Annotated in this window: 9 protein-coding genes and 2 pseudogenes; 2 read left to right on the top strand and 9 right to left on the bottom strand. The window is 69.5% G+C overall.

Annotation, left to right across the window (positions count from 1 at the left end):
- Positions 1–467: 467 nt before the first annotated feature.
- Positions 468–2468 (bottom strand): lectin, encoded by a 2001-nt coding sequence (locus ABTX62_RS36270; RefSeq protein WP_352120171.1) that lies wholly within the window; start codon positions 2466–2468, stop codon positions 468–470.
- Between the two features lie 1403 nt (positions 2469–3871).
- Between ABTX62_RS36270 and ABTX62_RS36265 the strand changes: the two genes are divergently transcribed.
- Both ABTX62_RS36265 and ABTX62_RS36260 read left to right on the top strand, forming a co-directional pair.
- Entirely contained in the window at positions 3872–5305 is a 1434-nt protein-coding gene (locus ABTX62_RS36265) for a glycoside hydrolase family 43 protein (RefSeq protein WP_352120170.1), read from the top strand.
- Positions 5306–5942: 637 nt separating this feature from the next.
- A pseudogene (locus ABTX62_RS36260) lies at positions 5943–8225 on the top strand (family 43 glycosylhydrolase); the annotation flags it as partial.
- Between the two features lie 447 nt (positions 8226–8672).
- Here ABTX62_RS36260 and ABTX62_RS36255 read toward each other — a convergent pair.
- The 8 genes and pseudogenes from ABTX62_RS36255 to ABTX62_RS36220 all read right to left on the bottom strand — a co-directional run.
- Positions 8673–9335 (bottom strand): annotated as a pseudogene (locus ABTX62_RS36255) (ATP-binding cassette domain-containing protein); the annotation flags it as partial.
- A gap of 260 nt (positions 9336–9595) precedes the next feature.
- Complete coding sequence (locus ABTX62_RS36250) at positions 9596–10462, bottom strand: tyrosinase family protein (protein WP_352120169.1); 867 nt, start codon at positions 10460–10462, stop codon at positions 9596–9598.
- Positions 10446–10904: a tyrosinase family oxidase copper chaperone gene (locus ABTX62_RS36245; protein WP_352120168.1), complete on the bottom strand. Its 459-nt coding sequence runs from the start codon at positions 10902–10904 to the stop codon at positions 10446–10448. The genes ABTX62_RS36250 and ABTX62_RS36245 overlap by 17 nt, the downstream gene beginning before the upstream one ends.
- A 669-nt stretch (positions 10905–11573) precedes the next feature.
- Positions 11574–12395 carry an LPXTG cell wall anchor domain-containing protein gene (locus tag ABTX62_RS36240; RefSeq protein WP_352120167.1) on the bottom strand — a complete coding sequence of 274 codons (822 nt, stop codon included), beginning with the start codon at positions 12393–12395 and terminating at the stop codon, positions 11574–11576.
- 749 nt (positions 12396–13144) lie between these two features.
- On the bottom strand, positions 13145–13537 hold the full coding sequence (locus tag ABTX62_RS36235; protein ID WP_352120166.1) for a hypothetical protein: 393 nt from the start codon (positions 13535–13537) through the stop codon (positions 13145–13147).
- 896 nt (positions 13538–14433) lie between these two features.
- On the bottom strand, positions 14434–14778 hold the full coding sequence (locus tag ABTX62_RS36230; protein ID WP_352120165.1) for a hypothetical protein: 345 nt from the start codon (positions 14776–14778) through the stop codon (positions 14434–14436).
- A gap of 801 nt (positions 14779–15579) precedes the next feature.
- Positions 15580–16446 (bottom strand): ABC transporter permease, encoded by an 867-nt coding sequence (locus tag ABTX62_RS36225; protein ID WP_352120164.1) that lies wholly within the window; start codon positions 16444–16446, stop codon positions 15580–15582.
- A complete protein-coding gene (locus ABTX62_RS36220; RefSeq protein ID WP_352120163.1) occupies positions 16443–19100 on the bottom strand; it encodes a CocE/NonD family hydrolase in 2658 nt (885 codons plus the stop codon). The genes ABTX62_RS36225 and ABTX62_RS36220 overlap by 4 nt, the downstream gene beginning before the upstream one ends.
- Positions 19101–19349 lie beyond the last annotated feature (249 nt).

The raw sequence follows: 19349 nt of genomic DNA, 5'->3' as shown, positions 1-19349 counted from the left end.
TAGTAGCTCCGCTACGAGGGCTTCCCGGCGCCTTGCGATGCACGGCACCAGACCACGTGCCCTGATCGGACGCTCATAGTGAAAGGACCCCTAAGCGCATGGCCGCAGGTTCGAGTCTTGCCGGGGAGCGCGAGTCTCCGCCCTCCCCTCGGGAAGGCCTATCGCCGGTCAGGGCGGTCTCGGCAGCCACGACGAAGCCCCGGACCCCCTCTGGATGATCATGGGCGGGCCCGGGGGCTGTCCGGTTGTTCGTCTACCTCACCCCAGCCGAGTCCAGTGAGCGGCCTCAACACGCCCTGGCGGCATGACCGTCGAGTGTCCGGCGTCACGGGGAAACGTCACCGGACACGGCTGGTCAGGTGTTCAAAGGTCATGAACGAACGCCACGCCGTTTCCCACCGAGGCTGAGAGGGACCGGCGAGGGCGCCGCAGCGTCCTCGCCGGTGGTCGTCATGCTGTGGTGGACGTCAGTTGAGGGTCCACCTCTGGTTGTTCTGGCCGTTGCACGTCCAAAGGATCAGCTTGGTGCCGTTGGCCGTCGCCGCGTTGTTGGCGTCCAGGCAGAGGCCTGAGACGTTGTTGGTGATGGTGCCGCCCGAGTTGACGGTCCACTTCTGGTTGGTGCCGCCTGTGCAGTCCCAGATGATGACCTTGGTGCCGTTGGTGGTGCCGCTGTTGTCGGCGTCGAGGCACTTGTTTCCGTAGACGACGAGTTCGCCGCGCGTGGTTCGGGTGAAGGTCTCGTTGCGTCCGCCGGAGCAGTCCCAGATCTGTGCCTGGGTGCCGTTGACGTAGGTGTTCTTGTCGATGTCCACGCAGCGACCGGAGGCGGAGCCGACCAGGGCGGCGCCGTCGGTGCCGGGGATGCCCTGGACGCGCAGGGCATCGATGTCGGGTGCGGTGCTGCCGGAGACCGCAGCGAACTTCACGGTGTTCGCGCCTTTGGCCAGGTGGGCGAGCACGGACACGGTGCGGTAGGTGGTGGCCGAGCCGGTCGGCGGGAAGGCCACGCGGTAGGAGTACTGGCCGTTGACCTGGAGGGCGGCCTTGCGGGCGGTGCTGCCGCCGTTGGCGTATGTGATGTCCACCAGCTTCGTGCCCGCCGAGGAGGCGGTGACGTTGCTGAACGTCGGGGTGGTGGCGGTGGTGGTGTCCTCGTAGGTGGAGCCGGCGGCCTCGGTGCCGGAGACGGTCAGGAGCACCGCCTCGTTCGCGGGGACGGAGGTGGTGTAGCTCGTGGCGAACGATCCGGCGTCCGTACGGGTCCAGGCGTTGCGCACGGTGGCGGAGGCGGTGGTCAGGCCGAGGTCGGCCCAGCGGACGGTGATGTTCGCGGCGGAGCCCGTACGGTTCAACAGCATCACCGCGCGCTTGCCCGTGCCCGAGAGGACCTTGCCGTACACCTGAAGGTTGCGCGTGTCCTCGGCGACCTTGACGCCCTGCAGACCGCGCGGATCCTGATCGATGGCGAGGACCTCGGGGTTGGTGAGGATGTCGCGGGTCTCGGTGGTCATGGTGGCGATGTTGTTGCCGGCCAGCAGCGGTGCGCCGGCCATCGACCACAGGCTCATGTGCAGTCGGTTGCGCGCGGCGGTCATACCGTTCAGGCCGGCCATCAGCATGTCCGGGTCGTTGTAGTACCCGGTGTGCTGGGCCGCCGGCTGCAGGGCCTGGTCGAAGTTGCGGTACATCTTCGTCAGGCCCGGCGTCTCCTTGAAGAAGAGGACGTCGTCACTGGTGCGCCACAGGTCGCCGTAGCCGGTCGCCCAGTTCCAGGGCAGTCCGGTGCCCCACTCGCAGAAGGACAGCACCAGCTTGCGGCCGGTGACCGCGGAGGCGGCCTCGTTCGCGGCGGAGATCGCCTTGTACGTGGTCTCCTGGTTCAGGCCCTCCACCCGGCCGCCGCAGAAGTCGAGCTTGACGTAATCGAAGCCCCAGCGTTGGAACGTCTCCAGGTCCTGCTGGTAGTGACCCTCCATACCGGTGTCGGGGGCGGCCGGGCGGGTGGTGGGGTAGTAGTAGCCGCAGCCCTGCTTGCCCGCGTCGGTGTAGATGCCGGCCTTCAGGCCCTTGCTGTGGATGTAGTCGGCGATCGCCTTCATGCCGCCCGGCCACAGGTTCTCGTCGACCACGATGTTGCCGTTGGTGTCCCGCTTGCCCTGCCACCAGCCGTCGTCGAGGTTGACGTACTTGTACCCGGCCGCCGCCATGCCGGAAGAGACCAGAGCATCGGCCTGCTGCTTGATCACGTTGTGGTCGATGCTGCTGAAGAAGCTGTTCCAGGACGCCCAGCCCAACGGCGGCGGTGTCACGCCAATCTGGTTCGTGCTCACGGCGGCCGGCTCGGCGGGCAGGGGTGCCTGCGGCTCCTGCCGGTCGAGGGTCGCCAGACCCACGACGGCGAGCCCGGCGGCGAGGAGCTGGGCGGTGACGCGTCTGGCCCATTTTCTGGCAGGAGTCTGTGGCATGCGGCTCTCCAGGGGGAGGGGAGGGAACAGTGGCTTCGCCAGAACACGGTGCCCCGGCGTGGCGGGCAGGCGTGGTACGGCCGCGGACGTCGGGGAGGTGGCGTCCGTCCGGTCGGCGCGTGCCCCGTCGGCGCGATGGCCGGGAGTCGGATCGGGACCTGTGCTCATGTGCGCTCCGGGAGAGACATGCGGAGAGAGGAAGGCGGGCTCAGTGAGAGCGGTCCGCCAGGGCCGCCGAGCAACCACCACACTCAGCCGGTATAGCGAACCAAGTTCGGTAAGTCGGTCAGAAAGTAGAGGCGAAGGCGATCACCGGTCAACGGTTCTGTCGTTTCTCGTTTGTTTTTGTGTGGCTGAACAAACCGAAGGCGTCCACGCGCACCAACGAGGCCGACGATCCGGCCGCCGGGCGGGCCGTAAGCCGTCGACGTCGCTCAAGGGCCGACCGGCCGGCTCCGCCTGCCCGTGCCCGTCGATCCGTCCTTCAGACGAGGTCCACCTGTCCGGGCTGGTTGTTCATGGCCGTTAGAGGCACGGCGTCGCCCCGCCCTCAGCCGGAAGGCCCGCCTGCAACCGACGGCCTCACGCCGCGGGGACAGGGAGGGCCTGATACTGATCGCGCGGGGCCCGTCGAACACGGAGACCGCCGTCGGCCGTGACCGAGCAGACCGTCAGGACCCGCACAGCCGACTGCCCGCCAAGCTCGACGCCCTCCCCCGCACCCGCACCCGCGCCTGTGTGCAACTCGTCGTCCTGACAGAGGAGTCAGGGCGGGTCGCCCCACCGAAAGGAGGGCGGACTCGGGCTCGCTGGGCCGAGACCGCCGATCACGGAAATTCGGTGTCTCTCGAACGACGGGTGGCGCTGGGAGTGACCAGCGAGGATGCGGCGCCCCCCGGCCGGACGGCTCCCCCTGACGCGTTCTGCCTGATTCATCGCCACGGCAGCCGGCCGTCTACCCCCGGCCATCTTGACACCTTCTCACGGCACCTATAGTGTCTGGCCGAATTTCCAGACATCATTCTAAATATCGAACAGAGTGGGGCCGTTGGCCCTCGTTATCGCCCGGCCCGCGCATCCCACCTGCGCAAGCGGCCGCGGTGGAGAACGGCCTTTTCGCCCACCACCCCCTCGACCCGACGAAACAACCCGACGCCCCGGGCCGTGACGAGAACGCGACGGAGTCCGAGCGACGACCCGGCACGACGACGCGTTCTGAACAAACACCGCGTCCACACTCCGCGGCGCGAACATGGGTTGCTTGTCATGCGCATTTCAACACCCCCGCGGAACGGCTCGTGGTCACGTGGGTGAACGCCGCACAGGCGGCCTGCCCACCGTCAGCACTCCGCTGAACCCGTTCTCACCCGATCGAGGCGCCCCGACCAAGACAGGAAATGCACATGCCCGTCCTTCTTTCGCGGCTGGCGGCGATATTCGTCGCTGCCTGCCTGCTCTTCACCTCCCAAGTCCTCACCACACCCCAGCGGGCCGCCGCCGCCGACCCGGGCTACCTGATGGTGCACTTCACCGGGGAGGGGTCGACCAACCAGCAGATGTACCTCTCGCACAGCACGGACGGTCTGCACTGGAACGACCTGAACGGCGGAGGCATGGTCCTGCGCTCCACGGTCGGCACGCGCGGGGTGCGCGACCCCGCGCTGGTGCGCTCTCCCGACGGGAGCAAGTACTGGATCATCGCGACCGACCTGTGCATCGGCTGTGGGCAGTCGTGGGGCGACTCCCAGACCAACGGCAGCCGCAACCTCGTGGTGTGGGAGTCCACGGACCTGGCCACCTGGTCGGCACCGCGGCTGCTCAACGTCGCCGGCGCGATCCCGGACGGCCGCAACGCGTGGGCACCGGAAGCGATCTGGAACCCGGCCACCAACGACTACGTCCTGTACTGGGCGACGAACGCGACGCTGAACGGCGTGCTGAAGCACCGCATCTACTACGCCCGCACCACCGACTTCCGCACCATCACCACCCCCCAGCTCTACATCGACCGGCCCGGCACCCAGGGCATCATCGACACCCAGATCATCGAGACGCCGTCCGGAGTGGGCAACTACCGCTACGTGCGGGCCTCCGGCGACGGCCAGATCACCCTCGAGGGCAGCAATTCGATCCTCGGGACGTGGACCAACCTCGGCAACCTCTCCGGCATCGGCCTGACCGGTTCCCAGGTCGAAGGCCCTATGTGGATGAAGTTCAACGGCAGCAACAAGTGGGCCCTCTACCTGGACCAGTACGCCACAAGTGGCGGTTACATGCCGGTGCTGACGACCGACCCGTCCAACCCCGGCGCCTACCAGCGTCAGGCCTCGGGAAGCTACAACATGGGCGGCACGAAGAAGCGCCACGGCTGGATCATGAACCTGACGGCCGCCGAGGAGAGCCGTGTGCTCGCACGCTGGCCCAACACGGCGGCCAACCGGCTCCAGTCGTACAACTTCCAGGACCGGTACGTGCGGCACACCAACTTCGACGTGCGCATCGACCAGAACGTCAGTACCAGCCAGGACTCCCAGTTCCGGCTGAGGACGGGCCTGGCGGGGTCCGGCACCGTCTCCTTCGAGTCGGTGAACTTCCCCGGGTACTTCCTGCGCCAGAACAACTTCGACTTCCAGCTCGCCTACAACGACGGCACCACCCAGTTCGCCCAGGACGCCACCTTCCGCCAGGTCGCGGGGCTCGCTGACGCGACATGGTCGTCGTTCCAGTCGTACAACCACCCCGACCGCTACATCCGGCACTACTCGTACCAACTGCGGCTCGACCCGATCACCAACGCGACAGGGCGCAGCGACGCCACCTTCGGCGTGAGGCGCTGACCCGCGCCGACAGGGATGCCGGAACCCGCCCGCCGGTGGCGGGTCCGCATCACTCCTCTGCCGGCGGCGTGGCGTCGTCGTGACCATCCCGGCGCTCCCGGCCACGCCGCCAAGCGGCCCGCGCCTACGGGGATGCCGGATGCACGAGGCGGCCGTGAAAGAGGAGTACGGGGTCCTCGCACTATGAGCGCCGGTCGCGTGGGCAGGTGCCGTACAGCGCAAGGCACCGGAGAGCCGTCGACGGGGGTGCCCCGCTCGGGCGGAACCGAGAGCGGGGATGGGCCGACGCCCGATCAGGCGCCGTTCGCGGTGGTGGGTCAGGTCGGTCCCTGGGAGTCGGCGGTTCCGTTACCGCGTGCTGGTCGGTGCCGCGCGGGGAGGCGAACACCTGGTGCGCGGAGGTCGGAGTTCGGTCGGGCGACGGCGAGTTGTCCAGCCAGGAAGAACCGTTCGACCTATCGGACTTTCTTCGGGAAGGACGTGGTTCCGGCCCCACTCACACTCACGCAACGCGATGTCATACGGGCGGCACGTCAGCACCTCGACCGAGGCCTCGTGCCCCCCTCCTCAGACATGTCTTCTCAGGGGATGTGAACCCATGCACAGCATGAGACCTCAGGGTCGCCGAAGATTCCGGCCGGGCACTCTGGCGGCCGTGGCCGCCGCCTCGCTCCTGGTGGGCGCCGTCGGTCCGGCGGCCCCCGCCCAGGCGGCCGACATCACCGACGGTCTGGCTCTCTGGTACAAACTCGACGCCACCTCGGGCACCGTGGCGGTGGACGCCTCCGGCAACGGCCGGAACGGAACCGTCAACGGCACCGCGGGCTGGTCTGGTGCCGAGGGACTCAGGTTCAACGGCTCCGACACCTACATCAAGGTGCCGGACAACATCATGAGCGGCATGAACTCGATCACCGTCTCGATGGACGTGCAGATCGACGCCACCCAGGCCACGCCGTACTTCCTCTACGGGTTCGGCAACACCAGCAACGGCGCCGGCAACGGATACCTGTTCACCACCGGCAACTCCTTCCGGACCGCCATCGCCTCCGGGAACTCCTCGACCGAGCAGAACACCCGGACCTCCGCCGCACTGCCGCGCTCGGTCTGGAAGCACGTCACCTACACCCAGACCGGCACCACGGGCGTCCTCTACCAGGACGGCGTCGAGGTGGCCCGCAACACGTCGGTCACCCTCACCCCCGGCTCCATCGGGTCCGGCATCACCACCGCCAACTCCCTGGGCAAGTCGCTCTACACCAATGACAAGCTCTTCAAGGGCAAGATGCGCGACTTCCGGGTCTACAACCGCGCGCTGGCGCCCGGCGAGGTTCTCGAACTCAGCGGGAACACCACGGGCATCGCCGCGGCCACCCACCCCTCGTTGAAAATCGCGGCCCTCGTCGACGACGCCAACAGCAAGATCACGCTGCCGATGGAGGAGGGCACGAACCTCACCGCGCTCGCCCCGCAGTTCAGCATCGCCCAGGGCGCGTCCATCAGCCCTGCCTCCGGCACCCCGCGCGACTTCACCGATCCCGTGACGTACCAGGTGACCGGCTCCGACGGCGCGAAGCGCACCTGGACGGTCGAGGCGCTGATCATGAGGAGCCCGGTCCTTCCGGGCCTGACCGCCGACCCGAACATCGTCCGGTTCGGCGACACCTACTACATCTACCCGACCACCGACGGCTTCGCGGGCTGGAGCGGTACGCGGTTCAAGGCGTATTCCTCCAAGGACCTCGTCCACTGGACGGACCGCGGCGTCATCCTGGACCTCGGTCCCGACATCAGCTGGGCCGACAGCCGTGCCTGGGCCCCGACGATGACCGCGAAGAACGGGAAGTACTACTTCTACTACTCCGCCGACACGAACATCGGTGTCGCTGTCTCCGACTCGCCCACCGGCCCGTTCAAGGACCCCCTGGGCAAGCCGCTGATCGCCCGCGGCGCCTTCGCCGGCCAGATGATCGACCCGGCGGTCTTCACCGACGACAACGGCCAGTCGTACCTCTACTGGGGCAACGGCCGGGCGTACGTCGTCCCGCTCAACGACGACATGGTCTCCTTCGACGCCTCGAAGGTCACCGACATCACCCCCAGCGGCTACAACGAGGGCTCCTTCGTCATCAAGCGCAACGGCACCTACTACCTCCAGTGGTCGGAGAACGACACGCGGGACGAGAACTACCGCGTCGCCTACGCGACCGGCTCCTCCCCCACCGGTCCGTGGAGCAAGCGCGGCGTGATCCTGGAGAAGGACCTCTCCCTCGGGATCAAGGGCCCCGGCCACCACTCGGTCGTCCAGGCACCCGGCACCGACGACTGGTACATCGCCTACCACCGTTTCGCCATCCCCGGCGGTGACGGCACCCACCGCGAAACCACCATCGACAAGCTGGAGTTCGACTCAGCCGGCCTGATCAAGAAGGTCGTTGCCACCCTGAGCAGCGTCGACCCGGTCTCCGGCGGCACCGCCCTGCCGACGAACACCACCCGCTCGCTCCAGTCGGTCAACTTTCCCGGCCGCTACGCCGTCGTACGCTCGGACAGCCGCGGTTACCTCGATCCGGTGACGTCCTCCAGCCCCACGGCGGTCAAGCAGAGCGCCACGTTCACCGTCATCCCCGGCTTGGCCGACGGCAGCTGCTACTCGTTCCGTGACGCATCCGGCCGCTACCTGCGCCACGTGGACTTCCGGGCCCGCTTCGACGCGAGCAACGGCACCGCGTCCTTCAACAAGGACGCCACCTACTGCGCCCGGGCGGGTTCGGCCACCGGCTCGGTGGGCCTGGAGTCGTACAACTACCCCGGCCGCTACCTCCGCCACTACAACTACGAGCTGCGCGTCGACCCCTTCCAGGACAACGCCACGTTCCGCGCCGACAGTTCCTTCAGGGCGGTCAGCCCCTGGGCCTGATCGTTCCCTCGTTCGCCGGGCGCCCCGCACCGCTTTGCCGTGCTGGGCGCTCGGCGTTGGTGTTGCGGCCCGGGCCGGCCGTCGGCGATACGTTGCCGAGCACCTGGGCACCGCCGACCTCGCTCAGCCTGGCCGACACCGGTTCCCCCCAACAGGGGGACTGCCCTCGCTGGGGCAGCGGCCCTACTCGGGTGCCCGGCTGGCCGGCGTGGGCGCTCCCGGGAGGTGCGGATGCGCCACGGGAGGCGAGTCGGCTCTCACGAGGATCCTCCGGGCCCTGGGCGACGGATGCCTGCACCTGTGGCCAGGGGATGCGCAGGCGCGCCCTGGAGGAGGCCGGCGCGTTCGGCGACTGGGCTGCCGCCCGCCTGCCGATGGCCGGCCTCGTGAAACGGCGACAGGCCGACTCACCAGCGACGGGTGGCGGCCCGCCGCTGGTGAGTCGGCCCCTTTGCGCAGGATGGTCATCCGGTCGCAGACCTCGTAGATCTGGTCGAGGAAGTGTGACACGAACAGGATGGCGACGCCCTCGTCCCGCAACTGCCGTATCAGACGGAAGAGTTCGAGGACCTCGTCGCGGTCGAGACTGGAGCTCGGCTCGTCGAACACGAGGACCTTGGTGCCGGATCGCTGGCCGTCGAGGTCGCCGGCGCCCACCGACCGAACGATGGCGACGAGTTGCTGAACGGCCAGCGGATACGCGGACAGCGGCGCGGTCACGTCGATGTCGAGCCCAAGCCGGTCGACCAGCTCCGCCGCCTCCTTGCGCATCCGCTTCCACCGGATGCGCCCCGCGCGGGTGGGTTCGCGTCCGATGAAGATGTTCTCCGCCACCGACAGGTTGGGGCAGAGGTTGACCTCCTGGTAGACGGTGCTGATGCCGGCCTGCTGCGCCTGCAGCGGGCTGCCGAACCGTACCGACCTCCCGTCGAGGGTGACAGCGCCGCCGTCCAGGGGATGGACGCCCGTCAGCACCTTGATCAGCGTCGACTTCCCGGCGCCGTGCTCGGCGATCGTCGACCAGGACGTCCTCTTCGACCCCCTGAGGTCGCGCCGTATCGTCGGCGCGGTGTCGACGTCTTCGACCTCGCGCCGCCGTCCACCGGCCATCCGATGCGTTCGCCCCCGCGCCGACCACGAGACGTACTACGTCCAGGCGGTCGAGAACATCGGTGCCTTTCCGGCCGGTTCGCGCGTGCGGCGCCTGGCGCCCCATCGAGGTGTGCGGCCGGTGACGCCCCGCCCGGCGGTCACAGCGCCCGCGTCGACGGCGGCTGCAGCCGCGAAGCCCCTGCTGTACGCGCCCACGAGGGCCCGCGGCACACCTTCGCGCCTGCACACGCGGTCGCACCGTACTCGGCTCGTACGGACTACGCGTACCGGTAGATGCGGCTCTGATCCTCCAACTCGTCCGGCGTGATGTCCCACGGCGGCATCCTCTCGTGCCGCGCGACGACTCGGCCGTGTTGTGCGTCCCCCTCGCCGAGCGGTTTCGCGGGGAGATAGCGGGCGCCCGGGTGCCGCTGCTGCCAGCGGAACCAGAGAAGGTCCACGAAGGCGTGATGCAACCAGAAGACGGGGTCGTTGACGGATGCGCCGCCCATCATGTGGCCGCCGACCCAACGGTGGACCCGGTTGTGGGTGCGCCAGGAGGCGGAGCCCCGCCCGGGCCCCCACCCCTCCAACTTGTTGCGGAAACCCTTGGCCGACCTGGAGTCCCATGGCGCCGTGTCGTAGACGGGATCGTTGAGCACCCCTGTCAGGTCCCCGGCCGTGGGCAACGCGATCGGGTCCCTGGGACGGCCCAGGTCACGGGTGAGGTAGTCCGTGTCGGTGATCCCGACCTTGATCGTCCACCTGCCGTGGCGGTGGGCGAAGGGGCCGGACATCACCTGCCGGTCGGAAGGCCGCCCGGTGCCGCCGAGCAGGTCATCGGTCCACGGTACGGCGGTCGGTGTGCGGTTGCGCGTCCAGTCCCAGTACGGGAGCGTCACCGACTCGTCCACGCGGCGCAGCGCGTTCTCCACATCCAGCAGGAACCTGCGATGCCAGGGCAGGAAGGACGGCGCCATGTGGGCGGCACGCAGGCCGCCCTCACCATCGGGGGTGTAGTACTCGATGTGCGTGCGCACGAACTCGTCGTACTCACCACGCCGTTTGAGTTCCAGCAGGGCGTTGACGAGCCGGCTCCGTTCGGACCGGGTCAGCGTGCTGACGTCCTTACGTGTGTACACCATGGCGATGTTCCCCCTCGATGCCCTTGCTTCCGTCCGCCGTTCGGCTCTCCTGCGTACGACTGCTCCGGTCACCCGGCGTGCCCAGCCGTGCGGCGGGGCCGAGCTCGTCGACGGCAGCGCGCGCGGCGGCAAGCGGCGTCGCGTACGACTGGTAGTGGTCGACCATGCTCATCCAGCTGCCGTCCGCCCGGCGCATCAGATGCAACGGCCGTCCGTCCACGGTGACATGCCACCCGCTCGGGCCGGCCTCCCCGGGCCGCCCGGAGTCCTCCCTGACACCGGCGATGCGGCGCCCGCGATAGGTCTCGTCGAACCGTTCCTCTTCTCCGGCCGGTCCTGGTGCCTTCCCTTCCGGCCCCGACTCCCCCGGGGCCCGCTCCGACGCCACCAGGGCCGGGGGGAGAGCCACCGCGAACGGCACCGCGAGCAGTCCCCACAGCACCCGGCGTCGCGCCGTGGTCCTGACGGGGTGGACGGCCGGCGGCTTCGCCGCAGGACAGGCGGGGCCGGTCGCCCCGGGTGTGGGCGCCGCGGGGCGCGCTGGTTGTGGGTGCAGTGGTTCACCGATTCTCAATGCCTGGTTCCTCCTTCGCCGTGACAGGCGGTCCGCGCCCTGACACGTGCTCGACGGACCGATCCCGTGCGCGGTCGAATCGGCCCGGGCATACCTCTCCGAGTCCCTGCGTCGAAGCCGCGATCGCGGGTACGACGCGCGGGTGGCTGGAGTGGGGGCAGCCTGCCGGCCGTGCCTGGCCTGTCGTTGGCGGCACCGGTCTCGTGGCGGCCCTCTCCTCCCCGGTCCCCACCGCGTGCCCCGGTCCCGGCACCGGGGCGGCCGACACGGCGATGCCGGCGACGACATACACGAGCCAACTGCCGCGCAACCGTCGTCGTGCGGTGGCTGCTCTTTCGTCCGCTCATCGGCAGCAGCCGCAGCGCGCGCCGCCCCGTTCAGCCGTGTCCACTCCACTGATCAGTCGTATGTACGTCCGCTGCACTCGTTGCGTGCCGGGGCTGCGCCCAGCGACGACCGCTCGCACGAGTGAGAGGGTTTCGCCACATGCCCGGGTGCCGGACGCTGTGCGTCCGGCACCCGGAGGAGATGGAGCCGCTACCGACGGGAGATGGCCCGGCCCCTGCGGTAGAGGACGACGCCGCTCGCCGTAAGGATCGCGGCGAGCCCCGAGGCCGCGGCCACCTGCTGCTCACTGCCGGTTTCGGCGAGGGAGGGCGGCTCAGCGGGGGGCTTGGGTGACGTCGGAGGCTGGTGCTTCACCGGCGGATGGGTGCTCGGCGGCGTAGACGGGGTGTCGCCGTAGCCGGGCTCGTCGTCGCCGTAGCCGGGCTTCTCACCGTAACCGGGCTTCTCACCGCCGTAGCCCGGCTTCTCACCGTAGCCCGGCTTCTCACCACCGTAGCCCGGCTTCTCACCACCGTAGCCCGGCTTCTCACCGTAACCGGGCTTCTCAGCACCGTAGCCCGGCTTCTCACCGTAACCGGGCTTCTCACCGCCGTAGCCCGGCTTCTCACCGTAACCGGGCTTCTCACCGCCGTAGCCCGGCTTCTCACCGTAACCGGGCTTCTCACCGCCGTAGCCGGATTCGTCGCCGTAGCCGGACTCGTCGTCACCGTAGCCGCCTTCGTCGCCGTAACCGGCTTCGTCAGCGCCGGCGGAACCACCTGCGTGGCTTCGGCCGAAGTGCCTGAAGTTCTCGCTGCTGTCGAAGTTGCGGACGGCAGCGTGCGGGTTCGGGCCGGCATCGCAGTGCTTCTCGAGGGACGGGTCCAGTGAGGCACCCGCGCCGCTCGGACTACCGCAGGCGTTCGCGGGAACGTCGGACCGGGAGTCCGCGAACGCAGCGCCACCGTACAGGGGCAGGATGCTCGTCGCGGCGGCGGCCACGAACAATGCCCTGCTCAGGTTCTGTCGCAATCTCGTCGTCTTCCTGCTCGAAGGACTGGTGGACCGGGCTGTGGAGCCCGGGGTACAGGATCAGGGCCGGCCCCCCGACAGCCAGTCGACCGCTGTGCCGATGACGGCTCGCCGTCGCCGGACGGCAGGTGCTGTGGTTTTCTCGTGGTTGTCGCGCAACGGGATCAAGGGAGGTGCCTGCTGCTGCAGCCGGAACGGTGAAGCCACGTGCCCGTTCGACCGGCCACTCGCTTGTCAGGCCTTCCCCCTCCTCCCACGACTGCGCCGGGGAGCGGCTTCACGCCTGCCGTAGTTTCGCCGCCGCTTGATTTTCTGACTTGTCAGATGGTGCGATCCGGTGAAATGCCAATACCGGCAGCATGGGCACTGATAGATCCGGTCCGGAATTCGCTCCAAAGGCGGCTGTCTGACCAACCACGCGCGGGCCCCGCCTTCGGTGCGGAACGATGCCTTTCCCGTCTCCGGACAACGCGGCAGGACGATCGTCTCACTCATTTCCCCTCCGAGGTGCGTTCACTTGCCCAATCGCCAGAGGCGCGACGATTTCGGCTATCAGCACCCCGTGAAGCAGAAAGCGTCTCTCCCGCAGCAGATTTGGATGCTGCCCCATCCGCCGGTCAGGGAGAGACGCCTTCAGCTTTGGTCACGAATCCTCGGGAATCGTGAATGGCTACCCGTGACCGCCGGACGGGACTCGAACAGTCACCATCCAGGATCGAAGTCCGGGAGCTCTGTCTGTTTTGCAGACGTCACACGGCGGGCGCCGGGGCGGGCGCCGGCTCCTCACCGAGGATGGGGTCGAGAAGGTCGATGACCACGCCGAGGTCGAGCCCGATCACGGCGTCGGCGTCGGCCGCGGCCTCAGCCTCAGCCTCGTTGTCGTTGACGTTGATGTTCTCGTTCTCGTTGTCGTTCTCGATGTCGTTCGTGTTGGTGTTGAAGATGTTGATGTCGCCGAACTGGCAGTTCGGAACCGAGCCGTCACCGGTCACGTCCCGGTCCGCCTCCGCCTCGGTGTTGCCGCAGACGTACGGGTCGTCCGAACCGTGGCTCGTGCCGGCGCTGGCGGCCGAGGCGGAACCGGCGACGATGGCCACAGCGGCGAGGGCCGAGGCGGCACCCAACTTCATGCTCTTGCGCATTGAATCTCTCCGTTTCGGTCCTTCTCCGTTGGAAGAACGGAACCGATATTGCCCCAACTCCGAACCGCACACCACTTGAGAGGGCTCTGCCCCCCCAACTTCATCCAGATGGCCCCGCATGACGGGTGATATGAATTACATAAAGCGCAGGTCACGGCACCTCCATCAGCCAGGAGAGCGGTGATGCACCGGCGGGAAACGGAGTTGAAAATAGGTGCCTTGTCTTCGCCTGCTGGTTGAAAGCGGGCCCGGGGGCGCATTCACCCGTCGCCCCGGCACCGGCTCGAACGCATCGGGGGCCGAAGGTTCGCGCCACGTACGGCCCGGCGCACTGAGGCTCCGCCCAGTGAATGGTGAGGGTGTGAGAGAACAGCCAACCCGTCGATGCGGGAGAGATTCGCCTCGCCGGCCGGTGCGTGCCGGGACCCAGTCGGCGATCTCCGTCACGAGTTGCGCCCCGCACACGTCATCGCGTCCACGCCTGGCAGCTTCTCCGGCGTGCCGCACACTCCGCGCCGGTCACGGGATCATGAACCCGGCCGGCGCATGCGTGAAGCAGGAATCCCGCAGGAGGGGCATCAACGCCAAGCCGGGCGGGCCCCGGTTCCGGACCGGGCGCGGCAGTTCACGGAGAGTCAGGCGGTCGTGGCGGCCGGGGAGCCGGTGAGCACCCTTGCGTTGGGCAGGGAGCGACGGGGCGGCCCAGGTGGCCCCTGGAGGCGGTCAGCCACGGCGGGATCGACGGCGCTCGCCGCCCGCAGGGCACTGGGACCTGTGCCGGTCGCAGGGGCCGGTGGCACGCCGACGGCCGCCGCCCGGTCCTTGCGGATCGTGAAGGGCGGCGGCCGTGTTTGTTCAGGTGGATGTCGCAGAGGGATGCCGGCGAGGGCGCACCGTCAGCCGCTGCAGATCGTGAGGCTCTTGCCGTCGGTCTGCAGAGTGGCGCAGACCCGGTCGACCTTCGGCACGGTGATGCTGACGGTGCGCTGCACACCGGCCTTGACGCCGATCTCGGTGTTCGCGAGTTCGGCGTCACCCGCGGAGATCTTCACACCGACAGTCCGCGCCGTGGCACAGGTGGCGCTGACGTTGATGGTGCTGGTTTCGGTGTTGCTGATCTTCTGAAGCCCGACGTCACAGGGGAAGTCCTGTTGCACGGCGGCCTGAGCGGGCGCGGCGATCCACAGCGGTGCGGAAGCAAGGAGGGCCGTGGCCGCCGAACGGAGCATGAGGTGAGGCATGAGTCCTTCCACGTTGTCTCTGGAGCGGGCCACCACAGGTGACCTGCCCTCGATCAAGGCGCCCGGAGATCCCTTATGCGCCTTTCGGGGGAGATGCGACCACGGGCCCATGAGCCCCGCAACCCGCCACGCCCGGCTCCTGCCGGGCTCCGTCTCGCGGGTGACCGGTGTTCGTGTTCTTCTCGCGTGTGTGTGCGGGGCGGGCGAGACGAGTTGGAGCTCGCGGAGGGACTCGGCGCAGGAGACCGCCTGATTCACGCAAGGACGGTTCATGCCTGCCGGCGCGACCGCGGCCCCTCGGACCGGTGGGCCCGCGTGGCCCGCGCACGACGCGTTCGGGCGGTGCGCGCCGGGGGCTCGGACGGGCTTCGGCGGACGGGCGTGCGGTTCACGCCGCCGTGACCGTCCACGTCCGGTGCTCCGCCGTCCTGCGAGATGACGCCCACTCCCCCCTCAGGGTCGAACCACTTCACGACACCGTCCCCGCTGCGAGCGTCAGTGGCGGCGCCCGGACTCGTCACGTCATCCGAACCGGCCTCCACGCGAAGGCAGGTCCGCGCGGTCCGCGCCCCACACCCCGGACTGCGCTACCGCGTGGCGGACCGGGCCGCAAGAGTGCCCAGGGCGTGCTGGAGGACCGCTTCCACGGCGGCGGGGACACACAGCGTTCCCGCGCCGTCAGGCGGGACCGGCCAACGCAGGGAACGCGCCCGCATCCGAAGCGAGAAGGGCATCCGCCGGGGCGGACGGACGCCCCCTCTTCACCGCAGCCCGGACCGGCGAACCCATGCGGTCACAGCACTAGGACACGACGTCCTTGCGGGCGAAACCGCGGAAGGCCAGGGCGAACAGCACGAGCGCGTACGTGACCGAGATCGACGTGCCCTGGATCATGTCCGACCACTCCAGCCGGGGCCGGACGGCGTCGAGCCAGGCGTACTGCCAGTGCGCGGGCAGGAAGTCGCGCCAGTCGCCGAGGGCCGTCACCTCGTCGAGGACGCTGCCGATGATGGTGAGGAAGACCGCGCCGCCGACCGCGCCGAGCGGGGCGTCCGTCCGGGTCGACAGCCAGAACGCGAGGGCCGCGGTGACCAGTTGGGACACCATGATGTACGCGACGACGATCAGCAGCCGCTGGGCGGCCGTGCCGGTGGGCAGGGTGCCGCCGGTGGGCAGTTCGAGCGGGCCCCAGCCGTAGGCGGCCGTGCCGACGGCGAGGGCGACGATCGGGAGCAGGACCATGGCGGCCAGGCTCAGGGTCAGTCCGACGGCGAGCTTGGACCACAGCAGCCGGGCCCGGGGCACGGGGGCCGCGAGCAGATAGCGCAGGGAGGACCAGCCGGCCTCCGAGGCGACCGTGTCGCCGCAGAACAGGGCGACGGGGATGACGAGCAGGAAGCCGGCGGCGGAGAAGAGGTTGACCGCGGCGAAGTTGGCCCCGGACGCCGTGGCCGTGTCCATGAGGTTGACGCGGTTGTTGTTGCCGCCCGGGTCTCCGCCGACCTGGAAGGCGATGAGCAGGGTGATCGGCAGGGCGAACAGGACGCCGCCCATGACCATGGTGCGGCGCCGCTTCAGCTGCCGGACCAGCTCGACGCGGAAGGGCAGGGTGCGGCCCGCGCGGTAGCCGTCGGCGACCTCGACGGGCGGCTCGGCGAGCGTGCTCATGCTTCGGCTCCGATCAGGGTGAGGAAGGCGTCCTCCAGGCGGCGGTGCGGGCCGACCGACGTGACCGCCACGTCCAGCCGTACGAGGTCGGCGACCAGACGCTGCGGGGTGCCGTCGGCGTCGAGCCGGACCAGCAGGCCCTCGTCGGTGCGCACGGCCGAGGCGACGCCCGGCAGGGCGGTGACCTTCTCCGCGACGGGCTCGTCCACGGGTGTGGCCGTGCCCACGAGGAGGGTGTCGCCCGAGCCGACGATGTCCGCGACCGGGCCCGCCTGGACGAGCCGGCCGTGGTCCATGACGACCAGGTGGGTGCAGGTCTGCTCGACCTCCGCGAGGAGATGGCTGGAGACGATGACCGTGCGGCCGGCGGCGGCGTAGCGGATCATCACCTCGCGCATCTCGCGGATCTGGGGCGGGTCGAGGCCGTTGGTCGGCTCGTCGAGGATGAGCAGGTCCGGCAGGCCGAGCATGGCCTGGGCGATGGCGAGGCGCTGGCGCATGCCCTGCGAGTAGGTGCGCACTGCGCGGGCGAGGGCGTCGCCCAGGCCCGCGATCTCCAGGGCCTCCTCCAGGTGCGCGTCCTCGGCGGGGCGGCCGGTGGCGCGCCAGTACAGCTCCAGATTCTCCCGGCCGGACAGATGCGGCAGGAAGCCCGCGCCCTCGACGAAGGCGCCGACCCGGGAGAGCACCGGGGCGCCGGGGGCGATGGCGTGGCCGAAGACGCGGATCTCGCCGCCGTCGGGCCTGATCAGGCCCATCAGCATGCGCAGGGTGGTCGTCTTGCCCGCCCCGTTGGGGCCGAGCAGCCCCAGAACCTGGCCCTTCTCCACGCGGAAGGAGAGGTCCTCGACGGCGTACCGGTCGGACGCCTTCGCGTAGCGCTTGGTCAGGTCGGTGATCTGGAGGGGGACGTCGGCGAGTGCGGGGTCCGGCGGGGCGGGGGCGGCCGTGCGGCGACGTCCGGTGATGATCAGGGCCAACGCGATGGCGGCGCCTGCGAGCGGCAGCCACCATACCCACGCGGGCAGCCCGGCCCCGGTGTCGCGCCGGCCGAGCGCGGAGGGGACCTCCAGGTCGCCCTTGAGGGAGACGGTGTACGTCGCCGGGGCCGTCGGGGAGGCGTAGCCCAGGTCCGTGGAGGCGAGGACCAGGCGCAGCCGGTGGCCGTCGTCGACCTCGTGGTCGATCGCCGGGAGGGTGATCCGGACGTCCTTGCCGGCCTTGGCGTCCTCGACCCGGATGGGCGTGACGAGCTGGGAGGGCAGCACCTGCTGGGTGCCGCCGCCGGGGCCGACGTCGTAGAGCTTGGCGAAAAGCACGGCGTCGTCGCTGGTGGACTTCACGTGCACGGTCGCGGTGGGCGAGCCGGTGATCTGCAGGTCCTCGCGCTGCGGCGCCGACTCGAACGCGGCGAACTGGCCGGGGAAGTCGAGGGAGACGCCGATGCCGAGCGTGGAGAGCTGGCTGAGACCTCCGGCGCCGCCGAGGCCGGGCAGGGCGGAGACGCCGGGCGGGCTGGCGCCGGGCGGGTTGTCGAAGCTCTGCTCGCGGCCGGTCAGGGCGATGGAGCGCTGCTCGCTCTCCAGGCCGGGGTAGCGGTCCGACGTCACTCCGGTCAGGCGGGGTTCGCCGTCGCCGGAGCCCATGCCGAGGGTGCGGGTGACGCGGAAGGCGGGGCCGGTGTCGGCGCCCTTGTCGTCCTTCAGGTAGCGGTCGAACCAGGACGTCACGCGGTCCCGGACGCGGCCGGTCTCCATGTCGCCGCCGTCGTGGCCGCCGGCGATCCAGTCGACGTCGACGGGGGCGCCGTTCGCGCGGATGGCCTTCGCCGCCTGGTCGGCCTGGCCGAGCGGGAAGAGGGAGTCGGACTGGCCCTGCGTCAGCAGCGTCGGCACCTTGATGTTCCTGCCGACCGCGGACGGTGAACGCTCGTGAAGCAGCTTGCGCGCCTCGGCGTCCGGCTTGCCCGACTCGGCGACCCGCTCGTACATGCGGCACAGCGCGGGCTCGAACTTCTCGCAGCCGCCGCCGGAGTTGACGAAGATGCCGGCCCAGAGCTTCTTGAACACGCCGTTCGGGAAGAGGGCGTCGGCGAGGTTCCAGTAGGTGATCGCCGGTGCGATGGCGTCGACGCGGGCGTCATGCCCCGCCGTGAGCAGGGCGATCGCGCCGCCGTAGGAACCACCGGCCATGCCGACGCGGGGGTCGCCCTGCTTGTCGAGCTCGACCTGGGGCTGCTTCGCCAGCCAGTCGATGAGCTTCGAGACGTCGGCGACCTCGCCCTTCGGGTCGTTCAGACCGATCTTCCCGGTGGACCTGCCGAAACTGCGGGCCGACCAGGTCAGGACCGCGTAGCCGTCCCGGGCGAGGTCCTCGGCCTGCTGCCGGACGTCCTTCTTACTGCCGCCGAAGCCGTGCCCGAGCAGGACGGCGGGGCGTCGGCCGGCTGCTCCGGAGGTGAAGAACGAGGTGTCGACGCGGGTGCCGTCGACCGTGGGCAGGATCCGGTCCTCGCGCTGGACGGGGGGTGCGTCGTCGTCCGCGACGGCCGTCCACGTGCCCGCCCCGGCGAGCACGACGACAGCGGCCCCGGCGGCCAGGAGGCGCCGGGGTCGCCGGGTCAGCCCGCGCAGTCCGGGCAGTCGAAGATCCATGCGTCAACGGTACGGGGTGAACCTGTCGAACAGGTGTCGACCGGAGACCGAGGTGCGGGGCCTTCCAGGGGTGTACACGGAGTTCTCGGCGTACTGCGGGTGGTGTACAAGAGGACGGGGTGGAGCCGTACGCTTTTGAGCACAAGTGGTCAGTGGGCGAAGGGGCGGGGGCGCCTGCGGTAACCGCAGGCGTAGACGTTGAGGTGGATGCCGTCGGCCCACACGTACACGTAGTCGACCTCCGACAGG

The organism is Streptomyces sp. NPDC096046 (assembly GCF_040303285.1).
Classification (GTDB): domain Bacteria; phylum Actinomycetota; class Actinomycetes; order Streptomycetales; family Streptomycetaceae; genus Streptomyces.
This window is presented reverse-complemented; position numbering and strand designations above follow the sequence as displayed.

Coding starts and splice junctions, on each gene's coding strand:
- ABTX62_RS36265 (WP_352120170.1), top strand. CDS start 3,872: ATGCCCGTCCTTCTTTCGCGGCTGGCGGCGATATTCGTCGCTGCCTGC.
- ABTX62_RS36225 (WP_352120164.1), bottom strand. CDS start 16,446: ATGAGCACGCTCGCCGAGCCGCCCGTCGAGGTCGCCGACGGCTACCGC.
- ABTX62_RS36220 (WP_352120163.1), bottom strand. CDS start 19,100: ATGGATCTTCGACTGCCCGGACTGCGCGGGCTGACCCGGCGACCCCGG.
- ABTX62_RS36250 (WP_352120169.1), bottom strand. CDS start 10,462: ATGGTGTACACACGTAAGGACGTCAGCACGCTGACCCGGTCCGAACGG.
- ABTX62_RS36235 (WP_352120166.1), bottom strand. CDS start 13,537: ATGCGCAAGAGCATGAAGTTGGGTGCCGCCTCGGCCCTCGCCGCTGTG.
- ABTX62_RS36270 (WP_352120171.1), bottom strand. CDS start 2,468: ATGCCACAGACTCCTGCCAGAAAATGGGCCAGACGCGTCACCGCCCAG.
- ABTX62_RS36230 (WP_352120165.1), bottom strand. CDS start 14,778: ATGCCTCACCTCATGCTCCGTTCGGCGGCCACGGCCCTCCTTGCTTCC.